The sequence below is a fragment of the Streptomyces sp. NBC_01224 genome (assembly GCF_036002945.1).
In the GTDB taxonomy this organism is placed as follows: domain Bacteria; phylum Actinomycetota; class Actinomycetes; order Streptomycetales; family Streptomycetaceae; genus Streptomyces.
Genome location: NZ_CP108529.1, coordinates 7,516,585 through 7,536,697 on the forward strand (window position 1 = coordinate 7,516,585; position 20,113 = coordinate 7,536,697).

Annotated in this window: 18 protein-coding genes, 2 pseudogenes and 1 riboswitch; of the genes and pseudogenes, 16 read left to right on the top strand and 4 right to left on the bottom strand. The window is 70.3% G+C overall.

Annotated features, from left to right (window positions below):
- Positions 1–200: 200 nt before the first annotated feature.
- From OG609_RS33890 to OG609_RS33915, 6 genes are all read left to right on the top strand, one after another.
- Positions 201–1,571: an aspartate aminotransferase family protein gene (locus OG609_RS33890; RefSeq protein WP_327276316.1), complete on the top strand. Its 1,371-nt coding sequence runs from the start codon at positions 201–203 to the stop codon at positions 1,569–1,571.
- Positions 1,571–2,758 (top strand): mandelate racemase/muconate lactonizing enzyme family protein, encoded by a 1,188-nt coding sequence (locus tag OG609_RS33895; RefSeq protein WP_327276317.1) that lies wholly within the window; start codon positions 1,571–1,573, stop codon positions 2,756–2,758. The genes OG609_RS33890 and OG609_RS33895 overlap by 1 nt, the downstream gene beginning before the upstream one ends.
- Positions 2,755–3,600 (top strand): amidohydrolase family protein, encoded by an 846-nt coding sequence (locus OG609_RS33900; protein ID WP_327276318.1) that lies wholly within the window; start codon positions 2,755–2,757, stop codon positions 3,598–3,600. The genes OG609_RS33895 and OG609_RS33900 overlap by 4 nt, the downstream gene beginning before the upstream one ends.
- Positions 3,601–3,757: 157 nt before the next feature.
- The gene (locus tag OG609_RS33905) at positions 3,758–4,597 is read left to right on the top strand and encodes an SDR family NAD(P)-dependent oxidoreductase (RefSeq protein ID WP_327276319.1); all 840 of its coding nucleotides are present in this window, start codon (positions 3,758–3,760) and stop codon (positions 4,595–4,597) included.
- A 57-nt stretch (positions 4,598–4,654) separates the two neighbouring features.
- Positions 4,655–6,814 (top strand): peptidase C14, encoded by a 2,160-nt coding sequence (locus OG609_RS33910; RefSeq protein ID WP_327276321.1) that lies wholly within the window; start codon positions 4,655–4,657, stop codon positions 6,812–6,814.
- Positions 6,811–7,743 (top strand): GNAT family N-acetyltransferase, encoded by a 933-nt coding sequence (locus OG609_RS33915; protein WP_327276322.1) that lies wholly within the window; start codon positions 6,811–6,813, stop codon positions 7,741–7,743. The genes OG609_RS33910 and OG609_RS33915 overlap by 4 nt, the downstream gene beginning before the upstream one ends.
- Positions 7,744–7,977: 234 nt before the next feature.
- Here OG609_RS33915 and OG609_RS33920 read toward each other — a convergent pair whose 3' ends face one another.
- Positions 7,978–9,369 (bottom strand): uracil-xanthine permease family protein, encoded by a 1,392-nt coding sequence (locus tag OG609_RS33920; RefSeq protein WP_327276323.1) that lies wholly within the window; start codon positions 9,367–9,369, stop codon positions 7,978–7,980.
- Positions 9,370–9,689: 320 nt separating this feature from the next.
- Here OG609_RS33920 and OG609_RS33925 point away from each other — a divergent pair.
- Positions 9,690–10,123: pseudogene (locus OG609_RS33925) on the top strand (alginate lyase family protein); the annotation flags it as partial.
- A 32-nt stretch (positions 10,124–10,155) separates the two neighbouring features.
- On the opposite strand, the gene OG609_RS33930 reads toward OG609_RS33925, so the two are convergent.
- The gene (locus OG609_RS33930; protein ID WP_327276324.1) at positions 10,156–11,388 is read right to left on the bottom strand and encodes an MFS transporter; all 1,233 of its coding nucleotides are present in this window, start codon (positions 11,386–11,388) and stop codon (positions 10,156–10,158) included.
- Between the two features lie 150 nt (positions 11,389–11,538).
- Here OG609_RS33930 and OG609_RS33935 point away from each other — a divergent pair, with 150 nt between their 5' ends.
- Entirely contained in the window at positions 11,539–12,729 is a 1,191-nt protein-coding gene (locus tag OG609_RS33935; RefSeq protein ID WP_327276326.1) for an ROK family transcriptional regulator, read from the top strand.
- 30 nt (positions 12,730–12,759) lie between these two features.
- Here the strand turns inward: OG609_RS33935 and OG609_RS33940 are convergent, their stop codons facing one another.
- Together OG609_RS33940 and OG609_RS33945 are read right to left on the bottom strand one after the other, a co-directional pair.
- A complete protein-coding gene (locus OG609_RS33940; protein WP_327276327.1) occupies positions 12,760–13,506 on the bottom strand; it encodes an SDR family oxidoreductase in 747 nt (248 codons plus the stop codon).
- A gap of 79 nt (positions 13,507–13,585) precedes the next feature.
- Positions 13,586–13,711: pseudogene (locus OG609_RS33945) on the bottom strand (carbohydrate-binding protein); the annotation flags it as partial.
- A 172-nt stretch (positions 13,712–13,883) separates the two neighbouring features.
- A riboswitch (FMN riboswitch) is annotated at positions 13,884–14,014 on the top strand.
- 156 nt (positions 14,015–14,170) lie between these two features.
- Here OG609_RS33945 and ribD point away from each other — a divergent pair.
- The 8 genes from ribD to OG609_RS33985 all read left to right on the top strand — a co-directional run bounded on the left by ribD (position 14,171) and on the right by OG609_RS33985 (position 20,067).
- Complete coding sequence (gene ribD / locus OG609_RS33950; RefSeq protein ID WP_327276328.1) at positions 14,171–15,271, top strand: bifunctional diaminohydroxyphosphoribosylaminopyrimidine deaminase/5-amino-6-(5-phosphoribosylamino)uracil reductase RibD; 1,101 nt, start codon at positions 14,171–14,173, stop codon at positions 15,269–15,271.
- Positions 15,272–15,889, top strand: coding sequence for a riboflavin synthase (locus tag OG609_RS33955; protein ID WP_327276329.1), 618 nt, complete (start codon positions 15,272–15,274; stop codon positions 15,887–15,889).
- Positions 15,886–16,530, top strand: a complete 645-nt coding sequence (locus OG609_RS33960; protein ID WP_327276330.1) for a nicotinamide mononucleotide transporter family protein — start codon at positions 15,886–15,888, stop codon at positions 16,528–16,530. Before OG609_RS33955 ends, OG609_RS33960 begins: the two co-directional genes overlap by 4 nt.
- A complete protein-coding gene (locus OG609_RS33965) occupies positions 16,527–17,825 on the top strand; it encodes a bifunctional 3,4-dihydroxy-2-butanone-4-phosphate synthase/GTP cyclohydrolase II (RefSeq protein ID WP_327276331.1) in 1,299 nt (432 codons plus the stop codon). The genes OG609_RS33960 and OG609_RS33965 overlap by 4 nt, the downstream gene beginning before the upstream one ends.
- 29 nt (positions 17,826–17,854) lie before the next feature.
- Entirely contained in the window at positions 17,855–18,340 is a 486-nt protein-coding gene (gene ribH / locus OG609_RS33970) for a 6,7-dimethyl-8-ribityllumazine synthase (protein ID WP_093894539.1), read from the top strand.
- Between the two features lie 35 nt (positions 18,341–18,375).
- On the top strand, positions 18,376–18,648 hold the full coding sequence (locus OG609_RS33975; RefSeq protein ID WP_018524273.1) for a phosphoribosyl-ATP diphosphatase: 273 nt from the start codon (positions 18,376–18,378) through the stop codon (positions 18,646–18,648).
- A gap of 70 nt (positions 18,649–18,718) precedes the next feature.
- Positions 18,719–19,567: an ATP phosphoribosyltransferase gene (gene hisG, locus OG609_RS33980; protein WP_093894540.1), complete on the top strand. Its 849-nt coding sequence runs from the start codon at positions 18,719–18,721 to the stop codon at positions 19,565–19,567.
- A 35-nt stretch (positions 19,568–19,602) separates the two neighbouring features.
- The gene (locus tag OG609_RS33985) at positions 19,603–20,067 is read left to right on the top strand and encodes a PH domain-containing protein (protein WP_327276332.1); all 465 of its coding nucleotides are present in this window, start codon (positions 19,603–19,605) and stop codon (positions 20,065–20,067) included.
- The last annotated feature ends 46 nt before the right edge of the window (positions 20,068–20,113 follow it).

Here is a 20,113-nt window from a genome sequence, read left to right on the forward strand (position 1 = left end):
TGACCGGCCCTGGTGCCGCACGTAATATCCAGGCACTGTTCTGCTCTACAGAACAGTGTTCAGAAAAAGCGAAAACGCACCACCCAAGCACCATGGATCACCCTCTTCCTGCGGCGACTGCCGGGCGGATGGCGCCAGGGACTCACAGGCCGGGCAGGGCCTGCGAAAACCGACGACTCTCGACGCAAGGAGCAAGCGATATGAGTTCAGGCCCGGTAGGCAACGAATCCGGAGCCCGACTCGCCGAGCGCGCCCGCCAGGTCGTACCCGGCGGCGTGAACAGCGGTCAGCGCAGCGTTCCCGGACTGACCGATCTGGTCGTCACCGGAACCGACGGCGCACGGTTCCGTACCGCCGACGGACGCGAGTACACCGACTTCCACTCAGCGTTCGGCCCGCCCCTGCTCGGTCACAACGACCCCGACGTGGCCCGTGCCACCGCCGAGGCCGGCGCCACCCTCGGCCACATGGGCGTCGGCGTCACCGAGGGCGAGGTCCTCCTCGCCGAACAGCTCACCGAGTTGATCCCGTCGATCGAGAAGGTGCTGCTCACCAGCACCGGCAGCGAGGCCACGTTCCACGCGCTGCGCGTCTCCCGCGCTGCCACCGGCCGCCGCCTGGTCGTCAAGTTCCAGGGCTGCTACCACGGCTGGCACGACGCGGTCAGCCTCAACGTCATCTCCGCCCCTTCGATGGTCGGCGGCCACGACCCGATCTCGACCGGCATCCTGCCCGAGGTCCTCGAAGCCACCCTCGTCCTGCCCTTCAACGACAGCGAGGCCGTCCGCCGCACCTTCGCCGAGCACGGCTCCGACATCGCCGCCGTCATCGTCGAACCCGTCCCGCACAACGTCGGCGCGCTCCTGCCGTACCAGGAGTTCCTCACCACGCTGCGCGAGGAGACCACCAGGGCCGGCAGCGTCCTGATCTTCGACGAGGTCATCACCGGCTTCCGCCACGACATCGGCGGCTGGCAGAAGATCTCCGGCGTCACCCCAGACCTCACCACCCTCGGCAAGGCCATCGCCAACGGCGCCCCCGTCGGCGCGATCGGCGGCCGAGCCGACCTGATGGACCTCTTCTCCACCCGCCCCGGCGCCCCCGCCTTCTTCGCCGGTACGTACAACGGCCACCCGTCCGTCGTCGCCGCCGCCCTCGCCACTCTGCGCAAGCTGCGCGAGGAGCCGGTCCACGAGCACGTCTTCCGGCTCGGCGACCGTGTCCGTTCCGAACTGACCGGACTGTACGAGCGCCTCGGCGTCCCCGCCGTCGTCACCGGTTACGGCTCCGTCTTCGTCAGCTACTTCATGCCGGGCGAGACCCCCCGTACCTACGCGGACCTGCTGAACAACGACGCCTCGCTGTTCGTCGGCTACCGTCGCAAGCTCCTCGACCACGGCCTGTTCGAGCTGCCGCTCAACCTCAAGCGCAGCCACATCAGCTACGCCCACACCGACGCCGACGTGGACCGTCTGATCGAGGGCACCGAGGCCGCGGTCAAGGCCGTTCTCGCCGACGGTGGCGCACGCGACCTGGAGAACACCTCCACCATGGGCGGAGCGACCCGCTGATGCTCACTGTCAACCGCACCCGCCCCGCGGGCCCCGCCGGACGGATCACCCGGGTCGAGACCCTGATGCTCGGCACCTCCTGGCGCGACTTCGGCTATGTCCGGGTCCACACCGACGAGGGCCTGTCCGGCATCGGCGAGATCACCCACCCCTACCGGGTCAGCGAGGTCTGCGCCCTGACCGAGGCCCTCGCACAGCGCCATCTCATCGGCGCCGACCCCTTCGACATCGAGGAGCTCTGGCTCCGCGTCTACCAGGGCGACTTCCTGCGCGGCGGCGACATGGGCGGCATCGCCCTGTCCGGCCTCGACCAGGCGATGTACGACCTGATGGGCAAGTCGCTCGGCGTCCCCGCATACCGGCTGACCGGCGGCGCCTGCCGGGACGAGGTACGCGTGTACGCCAACGGCTGGTACACCGGCGAACGCGAGCCCGAGACCTTCGCGGCCAAGGCGAAGGAGACCGTGGCGAAGGGCTTCACCGCCCTCAAGTTCGACCCCTTCGGCCCCGGGCTGCACGAGCTGGAGCGCGCCGAACTGCGCCGCTCCATCGCTCTCGTGGCCGCCGTCCGCGAAGCCATCGGGCCGGACGTCGACCTGTTCATCGAGGGTCACGCCCGGTTCGCCATGCCGACCGCTGCCCGACTGGTGCGGGAGCTGGAACCCTTCGACATCGGCTGGTTCGAGGAGCCGATGCCGTGGACCCACATCGAGCGCTACGCGGAACTCCGCCAGCGCGCCGCGTTCCCGATCTCCGGCGGCGAGCACTTCCACAACCGCTACGAGTACAAGCAGCTCTTCGCCACCAACGCGGTCGACATCATCCAGCCCGACCTCTCCATGGCCGGCGGCTTCACCGAGGTCAGGAAGCTCGCCGCGACCGCCGATACCCACGGCATGCTCGTGGCCCCGCACAACTCCAACTCGCCGCTCTGCACCACCGTCTCGGTGCACGCGACGCTCGGAATCCCCAACTTCAAGATCCTCGAAACCTTCGACGGACTCCTTGAGGACTACGTCTTCGACGCGCTCAAGGGCACCCTCCCGATCGTCGACGGCCGCATCGGTCTGCCGACCGCACCGGGCCTCGGTGTCGAGCTCGTCGACGAGGTCTTCGAGGAACACCCGCCCAGCCACCGCTTCTGGAACATGTTCGCGGACGGCTGGGAGAAGCGGAACCGGACATGATCGTCGACGTCCACTCACATCTCTTCCGGCACAGCCACGACTTCACCGACCCGTTCAAGTCCGACTCCGCCCGCGCCCACGCGGGCGAGGTCGACCTCACGGTGAAGTGGGAGGAGTACGCGGCAACGGCACCCGAGGGCACCCGCACGATCGTCGTCGGGGGCAAGGCGCGCCGCAGCGGCCTCTGGGTCGACGACGACGCCGTCGCCTCGTACGCCGGACAGCACCCGGACCGGCTGATCGGCTACCTCTCCCTGGACCCCACCCAGCCCGGCTGGCAGGAAGAACTCCGCTACGGCCACCAGGAACTGGGACTGCGCGGCATCAAGCTGATGCCGATGTACGCGGGCTTCGACCCGGCCGCCGAGGAGTACGACGAGCTGTACGGCTACGCCGAACGGCACGGCCTTCCGCTCCTCGTCCACACCGGCACGACCTTTGTGTCGAACGCGCCGCTGGAATGGGCGATGCCCCGCCACCTGGACGCAGTCGCCATCCGCCACCCCGAACTGCGGATGGTCCTCGCCCACCTCGGCCACCCCTTCGAGGGCGAGTGCATCGCGGTCATCCGCAAGCACCCGCATGTGTACGCGGACATCAGCGCCCTGCACTACCGGCCCTTCCAGCTGTGGCACAGCCTCCGGCTCGTCCAGGACTACGGGGTCTTCGACAAGCTGATGTTCGGCAGCGACTACCCGTTCACGACGGTCGACGACTCGGTGAAGGGGCTGCGGGAGATCGCCCGCATCCCCGGCATCCCCGGACTGCCGCCGCTGGATGTGGACGCGGTGGAGGAGATCATCCACCGGCCGTCACTGGACCTGCTCGGCCTGAACGGCTGACCGGGCCTTCCCCACGGACCTGCCGGTACGGCGCACGGGTCGCCCGCCTGCTACCCGGGCGCCGTACCGGCAGCCGGGCCGCCGCGCTCCCACTCTGTGTCCCTGCGCGGCGGCCCACACCCTTCTCCGTACCTCTCCGCCTGGAGGAACACCCGCCATGACCGCAGCCGTCCCGCCCCGCGGCAGTGACCGCTTCGACCTGACCGGCCGCACCGCGGTCGTGACCGGAGCCGCGCGGGGCCTCGGCCGGTCCTTCGCCGTCGGGCTCGCCGAGGCGGGCGCCGATCTGGTCCTCGTCGACCTGCCCGGTGCCGACGGCGTCGCCGAGACCGCGGCGGCCGCCCGGGCGCTCGGCCGACAGGTCCGCACCTTCGGCCAGGACCTCGCGGACATCGACGCGCTGCCCGGCTTCGTCGATGCCGTACGCGCCGAGGCAGGACCGCTGCACATCCTGGTCAACAACGCGGGAACGGCGGCACTGGAACGCTTCAACGAGATCACCCCCGCAAGCTGGTCGCACATCATGCGGGTCAACGTCGACGCCGTCTTCTTCCTCAGCCAGCGCATCGCCGAACACATGACGGCGGACTCCGTCGCCGGCCGCATCATCACCATCACGTCGAAGAACGCCCTGGTGGCGGAGGCGGGCCTGGCCCATTACAACGCCTCCAAGGCCGCCGCCCAACTGCTCACCGAGACCCTGGCGGTCGAACTCGCCCCGCACGGCATCACCGCCAACACCCTTGCCCCCGGCATGGTCGAGACCCCCATCGACGGCGAATTCCCCTTCGACCGGGAGGCCTTCGAATCCGCGTACCGCGAGCGCATCCCGCTCGGCAGGTACGCGCAGCCCGACGAATGCGTGGGCGCACTGCTGCTGCTCGCCTCGGACGCCGGGGCGTACCTCACCGGGGCGCGCATCGTCGTCGACGGGGGAGTCCTCGCCGACCAGATGCCGCGCATGCGATTCATGCCGCCGTACCGCAACACGATCTGACCGCGACCGACCGGTCTTCATTGAGCACGCATCGACAACGCGAGGAGTACCTCCGCCATGTCCGTCAATGCATCGTCCCCAGCCAAGTCCTCTGTTTCGTCCCGTCGTAGTCTGTTGCGGGCTTCGGGGCTGGCCGGTCTGGTCATGGCCGGTTCGGCCGTGGCTTCCGGCTCGGCGCAGGCCGCACCGTCGCACGCAGGCGATGTGCTGCGTGTCGACACGGTCGCCGAGCTGCGCGCGCTGAACACCAAGCCGCTCGACGACGGCACCCAGGTCCTGGTCGCCGGCTACCACGCCCCCGGCGACGGCGGCGCGATGGCCGTGCGCTGGGACCACAAGTCCGACGCCGCGCACAACGGCGGAACGGTCATCGCACCCACCGCCAACAGGACCGGCCGCTGGCTCCAGCTCCACACCGGAACCCTCGACTTCCGCACCTTCGGCCACTTCGACGCCGAAGAACCCGCCGACGCCGCCCTCGACGCGATGATCGCCGACAACAGCGTCCACCGCATCGAGGCCCACACCGACCTCCTCTTCACCAGACGCCACCTCTGGAACCGCTCCCACATCGAACTCGACTTCGGCGGCCACCACATGCGCACCGAAGGCATCGAGAAGAACACCCACGACAACCCCTTCGGCGCCGTCCTCTCCTTCCGCGGCACCGTCACCGACACCACCGTCCAGCACGCGCTCTCCGGCAAGGTCATCGAGCTCACCGACACCTTCCCGGTCCCCGACGCCAAGGCGTTCGGGGTCGGCCAGTGGTGGGCCGTGCAGGTCGATCCGGTCGCGGGCGGCGGCCGTGACGAACGCGAGCTGCAGAAGCTGGTCGAGATCACCGAGATCATCGACGCGGACCACATCCGGATCGGCTACCTCAACGGCTGGGAACTCGCCGCGGGCCGCACCCTCACCTGGACCCGCATCGAGCCGGTCCAGGGCACCCACATCCGCAATCTGGTCTTCGAGGGCGCCGGCCCCGACGAGTACACCGGCTCCCACCCCGTCAGCTTCGAGTACGCCGTCGGCTGCGACGTCTCCGGGATCCATGCCACCGGCTCCTTCTGGCCGGTCATCATGCGCCGCTGGTGCACCCGGTTCCGTACCGAGGAGTGCTCCCTGAAGAACCCGCCCACCGTCGAGTACGGCGGCGCCGGATACCTCACCCAGCAGATCTACTGTCTGTACGGGCGGGTCGCGGACTGCACGACCAGCAATGTCCGTCATCTCAACGACCTCACCGCCTCTGCCTACTGCACCGTCGTGAACTGCCACGGCGACGGCGACGACGCGGGCGGCAACCCCTTCACGACACACGGGCAGTACGAGCACGATCTCCTCTTCGACGGCAACTCCGGACTGATGGACATAGCCAACTCCGGGGCGCAGTGGGGGATTTCAGCGAAGCGGATCACCGTACGCAGACATGTCTGCTCCTGGTTCACCGCCAACACCAGGATCACCGATCTGACCCTCGAAGACATCACGGTGATCGCGCGCCCCACCTTCGACCAGGCCGGCACCCTCACCGTCAACGCCGACGGAGCCCAGGTGCGCGGCTGCACCGCCAGGACCTTCGCCGTCGCCCAGCGCTCCGCCCGTTCCACCCGGCCGACCACCATCAGCGACTGCTCGTTCGAGCCGCCCGCGGGCGCCGTTCTCGTTCAGACCCCGGTCACCGCTCCCGTCCACTTCGTACGCTGCACCTTCAAGGGCGTCGACGGCGCGATCCTGCGCGGTGCCGGGCCCGTCCACTTCACCGACTGCACCGTCACCGGCGCCGAGAACGCGGCCCCGCTCTCGGTCGGATCGGCGGATCTGCGGATCGACGGCGGTAGTTACGACAACACCGGCATCGAACTCAGCGCCGTGCGCGACCAGCGGATCACCGTCACCGGCGGCACCCGCCTCACCGGCAGCAACAAGGCCAAGGTGCTTCTCGGCCGCGCAGCCGGCCCCGGGAAGGTGACCTGGGACATCAACGCGCTCAGCAGCGCCGCCTCGGGACCGGACACCGCCCATGTGCGCATCGCCGACGGCACGAACCACTACGCGGCGACCGGCAGCCGCTTCACCGGCGGCACGCTCCACCTCGCCCCGGACGCACTCGATTCGGCCCTGCACACCGCGTGCGTGGAGGACGGTACGAAGCGTGGCGCGATGCCCGCGAACAGCGACTCGGTGCGCACGGACGGGAACCTGACGCTGTGACCACCGTCATCAGGACCGCGACGGCGGCCGATGAACCGGCCCTGGCCGCCCTGTGGCAGCGGTGCTTCGACGCCCCGCAGATCGCCGCCCTCCATGCCCTCGACCCGGACCGCCACCGCCATACGTTCGTCGCGCAGAACGGTCCGGGGGGCGGGATCGACGCGGTCGTCGTCTATGTACCGAGGCTGATCCGTGACGCACTCGGCACCCCGCAGCGGGTCGGCGGCATCGGCAGCGTCGCCACCCGTCCCGAGGCCCGGGGGCAGGGGCTGGTGCGTCGGCTGCTGGTGGAGGCGGAGCGCACCATGATGGCCGAACAGTGCGCCTGGTCACTGCTGTTCACCGGGACACCCGGGGTCTACCGGGGCTCGGGATGGCAGGAATTCTGCAGTGCGTACACCGAGGGGGCGCTCGCGTCCCCGGCTGACCCCGGGGCGTTCCGGGTCCGCGAGGCCACCGCACAGGACGCCGTGGAGGTGGCTGCCCTGCACCATGCGTACAACGTGAACAGACCACTCAGCTCGTTGCGGGCACCGGAGGACTGGGCGGTGCGCGTGCCCGCCTGGTACGGCCCTGTCGACCGGTCGCTCGTGGCGGAGGACCCCGGGTCGGGGGCGCTCGTCGGCTGGATGGTGGCCCAGCACGAGAGGGAGTGCGTGGAGGTACGCGAATTCGCGGGCGCCCCCGAGTGCCTGGGCGAGCTGTTCGCCGCCGTCGGCGAACGGGGCCGGGCCGCGGGGCTGAACCGGGCCCGGGTCCGGATTCCCGACGGCCCCGGGGTCCGGGCAGCACTGCCGGCCCTGCTGGCGGACCCCCGGACGGTTGACGAATACGTGGGCATGGCGCGCCCGCTGCACGCCACCGCCGACTCGGTCCGGGCCACTGTGACGGCGCCCGGTGCGGTCCACTGGTACGGCGACTGCTTCTGACCGGTACGGCGACTGCTTCTACGAGTCCGGGACGCCGTCAGCGACAGGGAGTGAGCAGACAGCGCCCCACCAGTCCTGCTCTGCAACTGTTCGGACTGCGCCATGGGGGCAGCGTCCCAGCCATGAGTGCGCCACGGTGCAGACCTGCCGAGGGTTCATCGGAACGGGGGAACGGCTGCGAGGCGCACCGCACCGTGCCTGGCGTGCGAGCAGCCGGAAGCCCCCGCTTCGGTACTACGCCTTGTCCGTCGGTGTCGTTTCGTCGTACGCCGACGTCCCGGAGTCCAGCAGGGGTTCCTGGGTCTTGAGGTGCGCCGGGGCGAAGGCACGGAGTACGTGATAGCCGGTGATCACCACGATCGTGCCCAGGGCGATGCCGCTCAGCTCGAAGTTGTCGGTGATCTTCAGGCTGACCCCGCCGACACCGATGATGATGCCCGCGGCGGCCGGGACCAGGTTCAGCGGATTGCGCAGATCGACCTTGCCGTGCAGCCAGATCTGGGCACCGAGGAGGCCGATCATGCCGTACAGGATGACGGTGATACCGCCGAGCACACCGCCGGGAATGGCGGCGACGACCGCACCGAACTTGGGGCAGAGGCCGAAGAGCAGAGCGAAGCAGGCGGCGGCCCAGTACGCGGCGGTGGAGTAGACGCGGGTCGCGGCCATGACGCCGATGTTCTCCGAGTACGTGGTGTTCGGCGGGCCGCCCACCGCGGTCGACAGCATCGACGCGGCGCCGTCGGCGGCGATCGCGGTGCCCAGCTTGTCGTCCAGCGAGGCGCCGGTCATCTCGCCGACGGCCTTCACATGGCCGGCGTTCTCGGCGATCAGCGCGATGACCACCGGCAGGGCGACCAGGATCGCCGACCACTCGAAGCTCGGCGCGTGGAAGGACGGGAGACCGATCCAGTCGGCCTTGCCGACACCCGACAGATCGAGCCGCCAGTGGTCGACGGCCTCGGCGCCGCCCGCCGGGGAGTGGATCTTGCCGAAGATCCGGTCGAGGACCCAGGACAGCGCGTATCCGAAGACCAGGCCCAGGAAGATCGCGATACGCGAGAAGAATCCGCGCAGGCACACGACGGCCAATCCGGTGAACAGCATCACCAGCAGTGCCGTCCACTGGTCCTGCGGCCAGTATGTCGACGCGGTCACGGGAGCCAGGTTGAAGCCGATCAGCATGACGACGGCGCCGGTGACCACCGGCGGCATCGCCGCATGGATGATCCGCGCGCCGAACCGCTGCACCGCGAGACCGGCGAGGAAGAGCACCACGCCGACGACGAAGACCGCACCGGTGACCACCGCGCTGCTGCCGCCGCTCGCCCGGATCGTCGCGGCGACTCCGACGAAGGAGAGCGAACAGCCGAGGTAGCTGGGCACCTGGCCGCGCGTGGCCAGCAGGAAGATGGCCGTCGCGACACCCGACATCATGATCGCCAGGTTCGGGTCCAGGCCCATGAGCACCGGGGCGACGAACGACGCACCGAACATCGCGACCACGTGCTGGGCGCCGAGTCCGAACGTACGGGGCCAGGAGAGCCGTTCGTCCGGCCGGACCACTGCCCCCGGCGCGGGGGTCTTCCCGTCGCCGTGCAAGGTCCAGCGCACGCCGAGGCCCATGGTCGCTCCCTGTGTGTAGGTGCGGAGTCCAGTGCCTTGCCCGGCATGGCGCAAACCGCAGAAATGATCAGCGTCATGGTAATGCCGGATCGCGCCGCGCTCGTGGCCGGGCTGTGGGCGCAAGCACTCCATCCCGATCCCATGCATGAATCGTGCGCGAAGCATTGTCACTTCGAACAGGCGGCCCTACGCTTGCACGGTCTTGGGTGTGAACATAGTTCATGTGCATGATTGGTGGGTGTGTTGCGCTGAGTGGAAGACCACGCGGCGTCCGGGCGCTCTCCTCACCGCCGCGGTCGCCCTGACCGCGGGCCGGCCTCGCCCTCGCCCGCAAGGTCGTCCTGGACGCCCGTGTGCTGCGGATCGACCAGCAGATCGCGGGCGACGGCACCCAGCCGCAGGAGCTGGCACGCACCCGCAGCCGGCACTACTCGACCATCGACCTGGTCGCCTACAGCGGGCTCGCCGCCATCGGCAGGCAGGTCGGCGTGGACCTCTGGTCGTACGAAGAGCCGCAGGGGCAGAGCCTGTTCAACGCGGTCGACCATCCGCTGCCCGCCGCGACCGGGGCCGCCCCCTGGCCCCACTCGGAGCTGGAGTTCTACCGGTCGCGGCCAGTGAGATCGTGCACGCGGCCGCCGACGCCGGTGACGCGAAGGCCGAGGCGGCCGTCGGGCAGCTGGAGACTCCGCCCGGCGGCGACCGGTGGGCGCCGCGGCCCGCCGCGGAACAGCTCGACTCGATCGACGGCTGAACCGTCAGCCGCGCCCCGCAACAGCCGCCGGCTCAGGGGCGCGGCTCGGCCGCCGCCGCGCTCGGAGCGGCGGCGGCCGAGGAGGGCACGGCCCTGCGGTCGCCCGCCCGCAGCACCCCGGCCCCCAGCACCAGGCCGAACGCCAGCACCGTCACCAGGCCGAACGACACGACCAGCGAGGTCGCCTCGGCCAGCGAACCGATCGCGGACGGGGCGATGAGCCCGGAGGTGTACGTGATGGTGGCGACGCCCGCGATCGCCTGACTCGGGTTCGGGCCACTGCGTCCGGCCGCCGCGAAGGCGAGCGGGACGACCACGGCGACACCGAGGCCGAGGAGCCCGAAACCGCACATCGCCAGTACCGCGTTCGGCGACGCGACCACGAGCAGTCCGCCGACCGTCGCGAGGACGCCGCCGACCCGTACGGTCCGGACCGACCCGAAGCGGTCGACGACCTTGTCACCGGCGATCCGGGCGACCGCCATCGTCAGCGCGAACGCCGTCGTGGACGCCGCGGCGAGCCCGGCGGAAGTGTCCATGATGTCCCGGAGGTAGACCGCCGACCAGTCCAGACTGGCGCCCTCCGCGAACACCGCGCAGAAGCCCACCGCGCCGATGATCAGCGCCGACTTCGGCGGCAGCGTGAAGCGTGGCGGCGGCTCCTCGTCCGGCTCGCTGCGCAGATCCAGTACGCCCTGACAGGCGATCAGCCCGAGTGCCGTGAGCACCAGAGCGGCGATCGTGTGGTGCAGCCGGCCGTCGGAGCCCAGATGCGCGGCCACCGTGCCCGCAGCCGAACCGACCAGGGCGCCCACGCTCCACATTCCGTGCAGCCCGGACATGATTGACTTGTCGAGGCGGTTCTCCACCTCGACACCGAGGGCGTTCATCGCCACATCCGACATGCCGGCCGATGCCCCGTACACGAAGAGCGCGGCGCACAGCGTCAGCAGGTTGGGTGCCAGCGCGGGCAGGATCAGCGCCAGCGTCCACAGGGCGAGCAGTCCGCGCAGCGCGGTCCTGGCGCCGAAGCGATGACTGATCGCACCGGCCAGCGGCATGGCGAGGGAGGCGCCGATCGCCGGGAAGGCCAGGGCGAGGCCGAGCTGCCCTGCGCTGACCCCCGCGTGGTCCTGGATCCAGGGCACCCGGGTGGCGAAGCTGCCGGTCACCGCGCCGTGCACGGCGAAGACCGCGGCGACGGCGAACCTGGCCCGCCTCACCTGCTCCATGCCGAAGGCCGTCTCTGTGGAATCCGTTGTCATACCGCCGTGCCCTCCCCTGGGAATCCTCTGTCACCGGCGACCCCGGCGCCCGTCTCCACGGTGCGGGCCGTAAACTATCAGGAACCCTGCCTGATAAATAGACCATCAAGATTTCGTCTCCGTGTGGCAGTGATCTGGAAGGATCCCGGCATGCCCGCATCACCGAGCACCGCCCGGGCCATGAATGACCGGCTCGCCCTCCGACTGCTCCAGCAGGACGGCCCGCTGACGGCCACACAGCTCAAGACTCTGACCGGACTCTCCCGCCCCACCGTCGCCGACCTCGTCGAACGGCTGCAGGGGGCCGGTCTGATCCGAGTGGTCGGTGAGGCCGGCTCCGAGCGCCGCGGCCCCAACGCCCGGCTGTACGGGATTGCCGCCGACCGCGCCCACCTTGCCGCGCTCGACATACGCACCGGCAGCGTCGCCGTGGTCGTCGCCGATCTCCTCGGCGCCACGCTCGCTGAGGCCACCCTGCCCATCGGCAGCGACACCGATACCGAGGCCGCCGCCGAACAGGCCGCCGCGCTGCTGGAACGCACCGCGAGGGGGGCGGGCGCAGCCCGGCTGCACAGCGTCGGCATCGGCGCGCCCGGCCTGATCGACCCGGTCACCGGCGAACTGCGCGACACCACCGGGCTGCCCGCCTGGCACCGACGACTGGTACGGGTGCTGCAGCAGCGGCTGCCCGCCACCGTGCTGGTCGAGAACGAGACCAATCTCGCCGCCGTCGCCGAGCAGCGCATCGGCGCGGCCCGCGACCGTGACACCTTCGTACTCTTCTGGCTCGGCCACGGCGTCGGCGCCGCCGTCATGCTGGACGGGAAGCTCCGCCGCGGCGCCTCGGGAGGCGCGGGCGAGATCGGCTTCCTGCCGGTGCCCGGCACGATCGGCACCCCGTCGGCGGTCAACTGCGACGGTGGGTTCCACTCGCTGGTGGGCTCCGCCGCGGTATGCGAACTGGCCGCCGCCCACGGCATATACGTGCCCCCGGGCGCGACCGAAGGGGACAAGGAGCCGGGCGCCGCATTCGTCGTACGGGCCGCGCTGGCGGGGGAGGGGGAGAGCGAGGCCTTCCTGGGCGCCCTCGCCGAACGTCTCGCGCTCGGCGCCGCCGCCGTCGCCTCCGTCCTCGACCCGGGCTGTGTGCTGCTCGCGGGCGAGGTCGGCCACGCGGGCGGTGACGCGCTCGCGGCACGGGTCGAGGAGCGGCTGGCCATGATGTCCCCGCTTCGCACCGAGGTCAGGGCCGGCCGGCTCGGCGGCGCCGCGGTGCTCCGCGGCGCGCTGCTCGCCGCCCGGGAGGCGGCTCAGGACGAGCTGTTCACTCCGGCCGGCTGAACCCTTCGGGAGGCGGCTCGGGCGAGGTGTTCATTCCGGCCGGCTGAACCGCTCGGCGAGAAATTCCTCGAACGTCACCTTCCCCACGGCCCGTTCGGCGTTCAGATGGTCTCCGTTCCGGTATCCGGCGTACGCCTTGCCCGCCAGTCGTACGGGCATCAGGGGCCGCTTCTTTCCGGTCGCCCGGAGATAGGCGCGGGCCAGTTCGGGGAATGCCCTGATCTCGGGTCCGCCCACGTCCGGCACCCGGCCCGCCGGTCGGGAAAGAGCCAACCCGGCCAGTCGGTCCGCGACTTCACCGGAGCCGACCGGCTGCATCCGTACCCCGGCGGGCAGCGGCATCACCGGCATCCTGGCCGCTGCGGCCAGGACGCGCAGGACCAGGTCGTGGAACTGGGTGGTCCGCAGGATCGTCCAGCCGACCTCCGACTGCTCCATCATCCGCTCGACCCGGCGCTTGATCCGGTAGTAGCCGAGGGGCAGCTGGTCCACACCGACGATGGAGATATAGACCAGATGGGGGACGCCCGCCCGATGCGCGGCCTCGATCAGATGTCCGGCCGCCGTGTCGTCGCCGCCGCGCGGCGTGGAGGCGCAGTGCACGATCGCGTCCACGCCCTCGACCGCCGCGTCCACTCCCCTGCCGTCGCGCAGATCGACCGCGTACGGCCGGGAGCGGCGGCTCAGCACCCGTACGTCCTGCCCGCCCGCGCGCAGCCGGTCCGCGACCTGCCGGCCGAGTGTTCCGGTTCCGCCGGTCACCAGAATCGTCGTCATGCGTCCACCCTCTCAGAGTGCGGGCGAGCCCGGCGGTGACCGGGGGCGGACCGGTCACCGCCGGGCGGTCGGGGGAGGGTCAGCAGGCCCCGAGGTCCTGCCGGACACCCCGGTCACCGGTGGAGCCGGGCCTCTCACCCTTCGTCCACCACTTGGCCTTCCACTGGTGCGAGCCGTGGCTGACCGTCGTACCGGCGCCGTACTCGTGCGGCCACGCTCAGCAGGTAGTACTTGCCGTCGGCGGCGGACGCGCGGTCGAGCTTCAAGGCTCGACTGTCCCGTTGTGCGCCCCGTCCGGAGATTCTTGTGAGCCACTCCACAGGCGCTCGTCCGTATGGCCCATGAGCAGGCGTGGCACACTGATCGTGTACCAGCAGCAGCGCACTCCGGGGTCGGTGTAATTCCGAACCGGCGGTTATAGTCCGCGACCCGTCCGCATCCAGCGGCCGGTTGACCAGGTGAGATTCCTGGACCGACGGTTAAAGTCCGGATGGGAGGCAGTGCGCGGCGGGCCGTTTCACGGGTACGCCGCCGTCGGCGGATGGTCTTCGGGCAACCGATCCATCCGTGTATTCGGCATTCGGCGTTCCCCTGTTGCGTTCCCGTTTCATCTGTCGTCGTCGACAGGCCCCGGAGTCCGTGCCCGAAGAGGCAGGAGGACCCGGTGGACACCGCAGCCGACATCACCGCCATGCGCCGAGCGATCACACTCGCAGCGCGCGGTCTCGGCTCCACCAGCCCCAACCCGATCGTCGGCTGCGTCATTCTCGACGCCGCGGGCCGGCAGGCCGGTGAAGGATTCCATCAGCGCGCCGGTGGGCCGCACGCCGAGATCCACGCCCTGCGCGCCGCAGGCGACAGGGCCCGGGGCGGCACCGCCTACGTCACCCTCGAACCCTGTAACCACACCGGCCGCACCGGCCCCTGCGCCCAGGCGCTCATAGAGGCCGGTGTCGCCCGCGTCGTCTACGCCGTCGGCGACCCGAACCCGCAGGCCACCGGCGGTGCGGACACCCTGCGTGCGGCCGGGGTCAAAGCTGAGCAGGGGCTCCTCGAGGACGAGGCCGAGGCGGGCAACGCGGCCTGGCTGACCTCGGTGCGCCTGGGCCGCCCGTACGTCCTGTGGAAGTACGCGGCGACCCTCGACGGCAGGATCGCGGCCGCCGATGCCACGAGCCGCTGGATCACCTCCCCCGAGTCCCGCGCCGACGTCCACCGGCTTCGCGCCGAGGCCGACGCCGTCGTGGTCGGCTCCGGCACCGCCCGTGCCGACGACCCGCAACTCGGTGTACGGGGCGTCGAAGGCGCCATACAGCCCCTGAGGGTGGTGGTCGACACCGGTGCCACCGCCGTACGCCCCGGCGCCCGCGTCCTCGACGACACCGCGCCCACTCTGATCGCCGTCGCCGACGACGCCGACGCCCGCCATCTCCCCGAAGGGGCCGTTCTGCGGTTGCCGCGCGCCGCCACCGGCCCCGGCCTGGACGTCCCCGCCCTCCTCACCGCCCTGCACGGGCGAGGCATCCGCTCCGTACTCCTCGAAGGCGGCCCGACCCTGGCCGGGGCCTTCGTCGCGGCGGGAACGATCGACAAGGTCGTCGGCTATCTGGCCCCCATGCTCCTCGGCGCCGGCCCCGCGGCCCTCGCCGACGCCGGAATCTCCACCATCGCCGATGCGTTGCGCCTCGATGTGACCGAGACCGTCCGTATCGGCCCCGATCTGCGCATCAGCGCCGTCCCCGGCCCTGCCCGGAAGGAAAACTGAGTGTTCACCGGAATTGTCGAAGAACTGGGCGAAGTCACCGCTGTCGAGAAGCTCGGCGACGCCTCCCGCTTCCGCCTGCGCGGTCCCGTCGTCACCGAAGACGCCAAGCACGGCGACTCCATCGCCGTCAACGGCGTCTGCCTCACCGTCGTCGACTTCGGCGAGCACGAGTTCACCGCCGATGTGATGGCCGAGACCCTGAACCGGTCCAGCCTCGGCGCCCTGGAGGTCGGCTCCCGGGTCAACCTGGAGCGTCCCATGGCGGTCGGCGGCAGGCTCGGCGGCCACATCGTCCAGGGCCATGTCGACGGCACAGGCCGCATCGTCGAGCGCAAGATCTCCGAGAACTGGGAGATCGTGAAGATCTCCCTCCCCGCGGACCTGACCCGCTACGTGGTGGAGAAGGGGTCGATCACCGTCGACGGCGTCAGCCTGACCGTCGTGGACGCCGGACCCGACTACTTCACGATCAGCCTCATCCCCACCACCCTCGCCCTGACCACGCTCGGCATCAAGAAGCCCGGCGACCCGGTCAACCTCGAGGTGGACGTCATCGCGAAGTACGTCGAGCGGCTGCTCGGCAACACCGCGCAGGAACCCGAGGAGCCGGCGAAGTGACCTCACTGAACTGGCTGAACTCGGAGGCGTTCACCGTCTTCGGGCAGCACATCATCTGGTCCGACATGATCGGCAACACGGTCGGTCTGATCGCGTTGACCCTGGGCTGGCTCCGCTCGATCTGGACCTGGCCCGCCCAACTCCTGTCCGGCGTCGTCCTGGTCGCCGCCAATGTCTCCGTGCACCAGGCGGGCAGCGTCGGCAAGCAGCTCGTGGTCATCGCCGTGGCCGTCTGGGGCTGGCAGCAGTGGACCCGGGGCAAGCGACAGGCCCAGGACGGCTCCCTCGCCGTACGGTTCGCCACCTGGCGCGAGCGCGGCTATCTGCTGGGCGGCGCCGCACTCGGCACCCTCGCGGTCGGCGGCCTCTTCACCGCGTTCCCCTCACTCTCCTGGAGCCCGTGGGCGGACGCGTACATATTCGCCGGCACGCTCGTCGCGATGCTCGCCCAGGCCCGCGGCATGGTCGAGTTCTGGTTCGCCTGGCTCCTCGTCGACCTGGTCGGCGTACCGCTGAACTTCCACAGCGGTCTCGCCTTCTCCGGTCTCATCTACGTCGTGTACGGCGCCCTCGTCCTGTGGGGCATGCGCGACTGGTGGCTGCGTTCGCGGACACCCGCTCTGGAAGGAGCCACGGCATGACTGCCCAGCCCACCTGGTTGCACCGGGAACACGAAAGCGTGGTCGAGGACCTCACCCTCGACCCCGTCGAGCAGGCGATCCGCGACATCGCCGCCGGACGGCCCGTCGTGGTCGTCGACGACGAGGACCGGGAGAACGAGGGCGACCTGGTCATCGCGGCCGAGAAGGCCACCTCCGAGATCGTCGCGTTCATGATGAGCGAATGCCGCGGTCTGATCTGCGCGCCCATGGAGAACGACGAGCTGGAACGGCTCGAACTGCCGCAGATGGTCGCCCACAACACCGAATCGATGCGCACGGCGTTCACCGTCTCCGTCGACGCATCGGCGGCGCACGGAGTGACCACCGGCATCTCCGGCGCCGACCGGGCCACCACGCTCCGGATGCTGGCGGGCGGCGAGGCCGGCCCCGGCGACTTCGTACGGCCCGGCCACATCTTCCCGCTCCGTGCCCGCTCCGGCGGCGTGCTGGTCCGCAACGGCCACACCGAGGCCGCCGTCGACCTCGCCCGGCTCGCCGGACTGCGGCCCGCCGGCGCGATCGTCGAGATCGCCGGCGAGGACGGCGTGATGCTGCGACTGCCCCAGCTGGTCCCGTTCGCCCGCAAGCACGGCCTCACGATCATCTCCATCGAGGACCTGATCGCCTACCGCCGCAGCTCGGAGCCGACCGTCCGCCGCGAGGCCGAGGTGCGGCTGCCGACGAGCTTCGGCGCATTCACCGCCTACGGCTACCGCTCCACGACCGACGGCGTCGAGCACGTCGCGCTCGTCCACGGCGGCATCGGGGACGGCGGCGACGTCCTGGTGCGGATCCACTCCGAGTGCCTGACCGGCGACATCTTCCAGTCGCAGCGCTGCGACTGCGGGCCCCAACTGCACGCCTCCATGCGCCGGATCACCGAAGAGGGCCGCGGCGTCGTCATCTATCTGCGCGGCCACGAGGGCCGGGGCATCGGCCTGCTGTCCAAGCTGCGCGCCTACGAACTCCAGGAGCGCGGCAGCGACACGCTCGACGCCAACCTTGAGCTCGGCCTGCCCGCCGACGCCCGGGACTACGCGGCCGGCGCCCAGATCCTCAAGGACCTCGGCGTCCACAGCCTCAGGCTGATGACCAACAACCCCGACAAGACGGCCGCGGTCCTGCGGCACGGTCTGGCCGTCACCGGCCGCGAGCCGATGCCCGTCCAGGCCGGCGAACACAATCTGCGCTACCTGCGCACCAAGCGCGACCGCATGGGGCACGACCTGCCCTGGCTCGACGCCGCCACGGCGTCGACCTGCGGCAACCAGTAACGATCACGGAAACGAGCGGTAGGAGAGACATGAGCGGCAAGGGTGCACCCGAACTGTCCGTACGCAACTGCGGTGACCTGCGTGTGGCGGTCGTCGCCGCCCAGTGGCACGAGAAGGTCATGGACGGACTCGTCGACGGCGCGCTGCGCGCCCTGCACGAGCTGGGCATCGACGAGCCGACCCTGCTCCGGGTGCCCGGCAGCTTCGAGCTCCCGGTGGTCGCCAAGGTCCTCGCCGGTCGCGGTTACGACGCGGTCGTCGCCCTCGGCGTGATCATCCGCGGCGGTACCCCGCACTTCGAGTACGTGTCCCACGGCGTCACCAACGGCCTGACCCAGGTCGCCGTCGACACCGGAGTCCCGGTCGGCTTCGGCGTACTCACCTGCGACACCGAGGAGCAGGCGCTCGACCGGGCCGGACTGGAAGGCTCCAACGAGGACAAGGGGCACGAAGCGGTCACCGCGGCCGTCGCCACCGCCGCCACGCTGCGCACGGTCAGCGAGCCCTGGCGCTGAGTGGGGGGCGTGGACCCCGTACTCTAAGGACCATCATGGCGAACAAAACCTTCGAAGAGCTCTTCGCCGAGCTGCAGCTCAAGGCCGCCAACGGCGACCCCTCCACCTCCCGTACCGCCGAGCTGGTGGACAAGGGTGTCCATGCCATCGGCAAGAAGGTCGTCGAGGAGGCCGCCGAAGTCTGGATGGCCGCCGAGCACGAGAGCAAGGACGCCGCCGCCGAGGAGATTTCCCAGCTGCTGTACCACGTCCAGGTGATGATGGTCGCCCGCGGGATCTCCCTCGACGACGTCTACGCTCACCTCTGAGCACCACGTAGCACTCCGTACATCCGCATATCCGCACAAGACTCCCTCCTCGCAAAGGAAACCTGGCCTCATGCTGCGCATCGCCGTCCCCAACAAGGGTTCACTCTCCGGGCCTGCGATGGCGATGCTCCATGAGGCCGGCTACCAGCAGCGCAAGGAGTCCAAGGAGCTCGTCCTCGTCGACCCCGAGAACGAGGTCGAGTTCTTCTACCTGCGGCCGCGCGACATCGCGATCTACGTCAGCTCCGGCCGCCTCGACATCGGCATCACCGGCCGCGACCTGCTGCTGGACTCCGGCGCCGACTCCGAGGAGATCCTCCAGCTCGGCTTCGCCCGTTCCACCTTCCGCTACGCCACCAAGCCGGGCACGGCCCAGGGGCCGCAGGACTTCGACGGCAAGACGATCGCCACTTCCTACGAGGGCATTGTCGCCAAGCACCTCGCCGATGTCGGCGTCAACGCCTCCGTCGTCCACCTCGACGGCGCGGTCGAGACCGCCATCGAACTCGGTGTCGCCCAGGTCATCGCCGATGTCGTGGAGACCGGCACCAGCCTGCGCAACGCCGGACTCGAAGTCATCGGCGAGCCGATCATGAAGTCGGAGGCCGTCGTCATCCGCCGCACCGGCGCACCGGACGACGACCCGAAGGTGCAGCAGTTCCTCCGCCGCCTCCAGGGCGTCCTGGTCGCCCGCAGCTACGTGATGATGGACTACGACTGCCGCGTCGAGCACCTGGAGCGCGCGGTCGCCCTCACCCCGGGCCTGGAGTCGCCGACCATCTCCCCGCTGCACCACGAGGGCTGGGTCGCCGTCCGTTCCATGGTCGCCGCCCGGGAGGCCCAGCGGATCATGGACGATCTGTACGACCTCGGCGCCCGCGCCATCCTCACCACCGCCATCCACGCCTGCCGCCTCTGACGGCCGGGCGACCACCCGGAAGACAGAAGAACACCATGTCCGCCCCCGCGCCCCGGTCCGAACTCCCCACGCTCCCGGTCACGTTCCGGCCGACCCGAACCCGGGTGGTCCTGCTGACCGTGGGGGCGGCGATGTTCGTCGTCATCACCGTCATCGCCCTGACCCTGGAGCAGCTGAGCGCGGGGGAGCGGTCCAGCTTCATCTTCACCGCGCTGCTGTTCTTCGGCGTGCTCGCGCTGCTCAGCCGCCCGAAGATCGTCGCGAACGAGGACGGGGTGACGGTGGTCAATCTCACTCGAACGCGCCGACTGTCCTGGGCGGAGATTCTCCGTGTCAACCTGCGCGTCGGCGACCCCTGGGTCTTTCTCGACCTGAGCGACGGGACCAGCATGCCCGCCCTCGGTATCCAGCCGGGAATCGCCAAGCAGCAGGCCATCCGCGACGCCCATACGCTCCGCGCCCTCGCCGAGAACCACGGCACCGGCACGGACAACGGCTGAGCCCCCTGCCCCGTACGGCCTCTTCTTGATTACTCTGGAGGACGGC

Coding starts and splice junctions, on each gene's coding strand:
- OG609_RS33890 (WP_327276316.1), top strand. CDS start 201: ATGAGTTCAGGCCCGGTAGGCAACGAATCCGGAGCCCGACTCGCCGAG.
- OG609_RS33895 (WP_327276317.1), top strand. CDS start 1,571: ATGCTCACTGTCAACCGCACCCGCCCCGCGGGCCCCGCCGGACGGATC.
- OG609_RS33900 (WP_327276318.1), top strand. CDS start 2,755: ATGATCGTCGACGTCCACTCACATCTCTTCCGGCACAGCCACGACTTC.
- OG609_RS33905 (WP_327276319.1), top strand. CDS start 3,758: ATGACCGCAGCCGTCCCGCCCCGCGGCAGTGACCGCTTCGACCTGACC.
- OG609_RS33910 (WP_327276321.1), top strand. CDS start 4,655: ATGTCCGTCAATGCATCGTCCCCAGCCAAGTCCTCTGTTTCGTCCCGT.
- OG609_RS33920 (WP_327276323.1), bottom strand. CDS start 9,369: ATGGGCCTCGGCGTGCGCTGGACCTTGCACGGCGACGGGAAGACCCCC.
- OG609_RS33930 (WP_327276324.1), bottom strand. CDS start 11,388: ATGACAACGGATTCCACAGAGACGGCCTTCGGCATGGAGCAGGTGAGG.
- OG609_RS33935 (WP_327276326.1), top strand. CDS start 11,539: ATGCCCGCATCACCGAGCACCGCCCGGGCCATGAATGACCGGCTCGCC.
- OG609_RS33940 (WP_327276327.1), bottom strand. CDS start 13,506: ATGACGACGATTCTGGTGACCGGCGGAACCGGAACACTCGGCCGGCAG.
- OG609_RS33965 (WP_327276331.1), top strand. CDS start 16,527: ATGACTGCCCAGCCCACCTGGTTGCACCGGGAACACGAAAGCGTGGTC.
- ribH (WP_093894539.1), top strand. CDS start 17,855: ATGAGCGGCAAGGGTGCACCCGAACTGTCCGTACGCAACTGCGGTGAC.
- OG609_RS33975 (WP_018524273.1), top strand. CDS start 18,376: ATGGCGAACAAAACCTTCGAAGAGCTCTTCGCCGAGCTGCAGCTCAAG.
- hisG (WP_093894540.1), top strand. CDS start 18,719: ATGCTGCGCATCGCCGTCCCCAACAAGGGTTCACTCTCCGGGCCTGCG.
- OG609_RS33985 (WP_327276332.1), top strand. CDS start 19,603: ATGTCCGCCCCCGCGCCCCGGTCCGAACTCCCCACGCTCCCGGTCACG.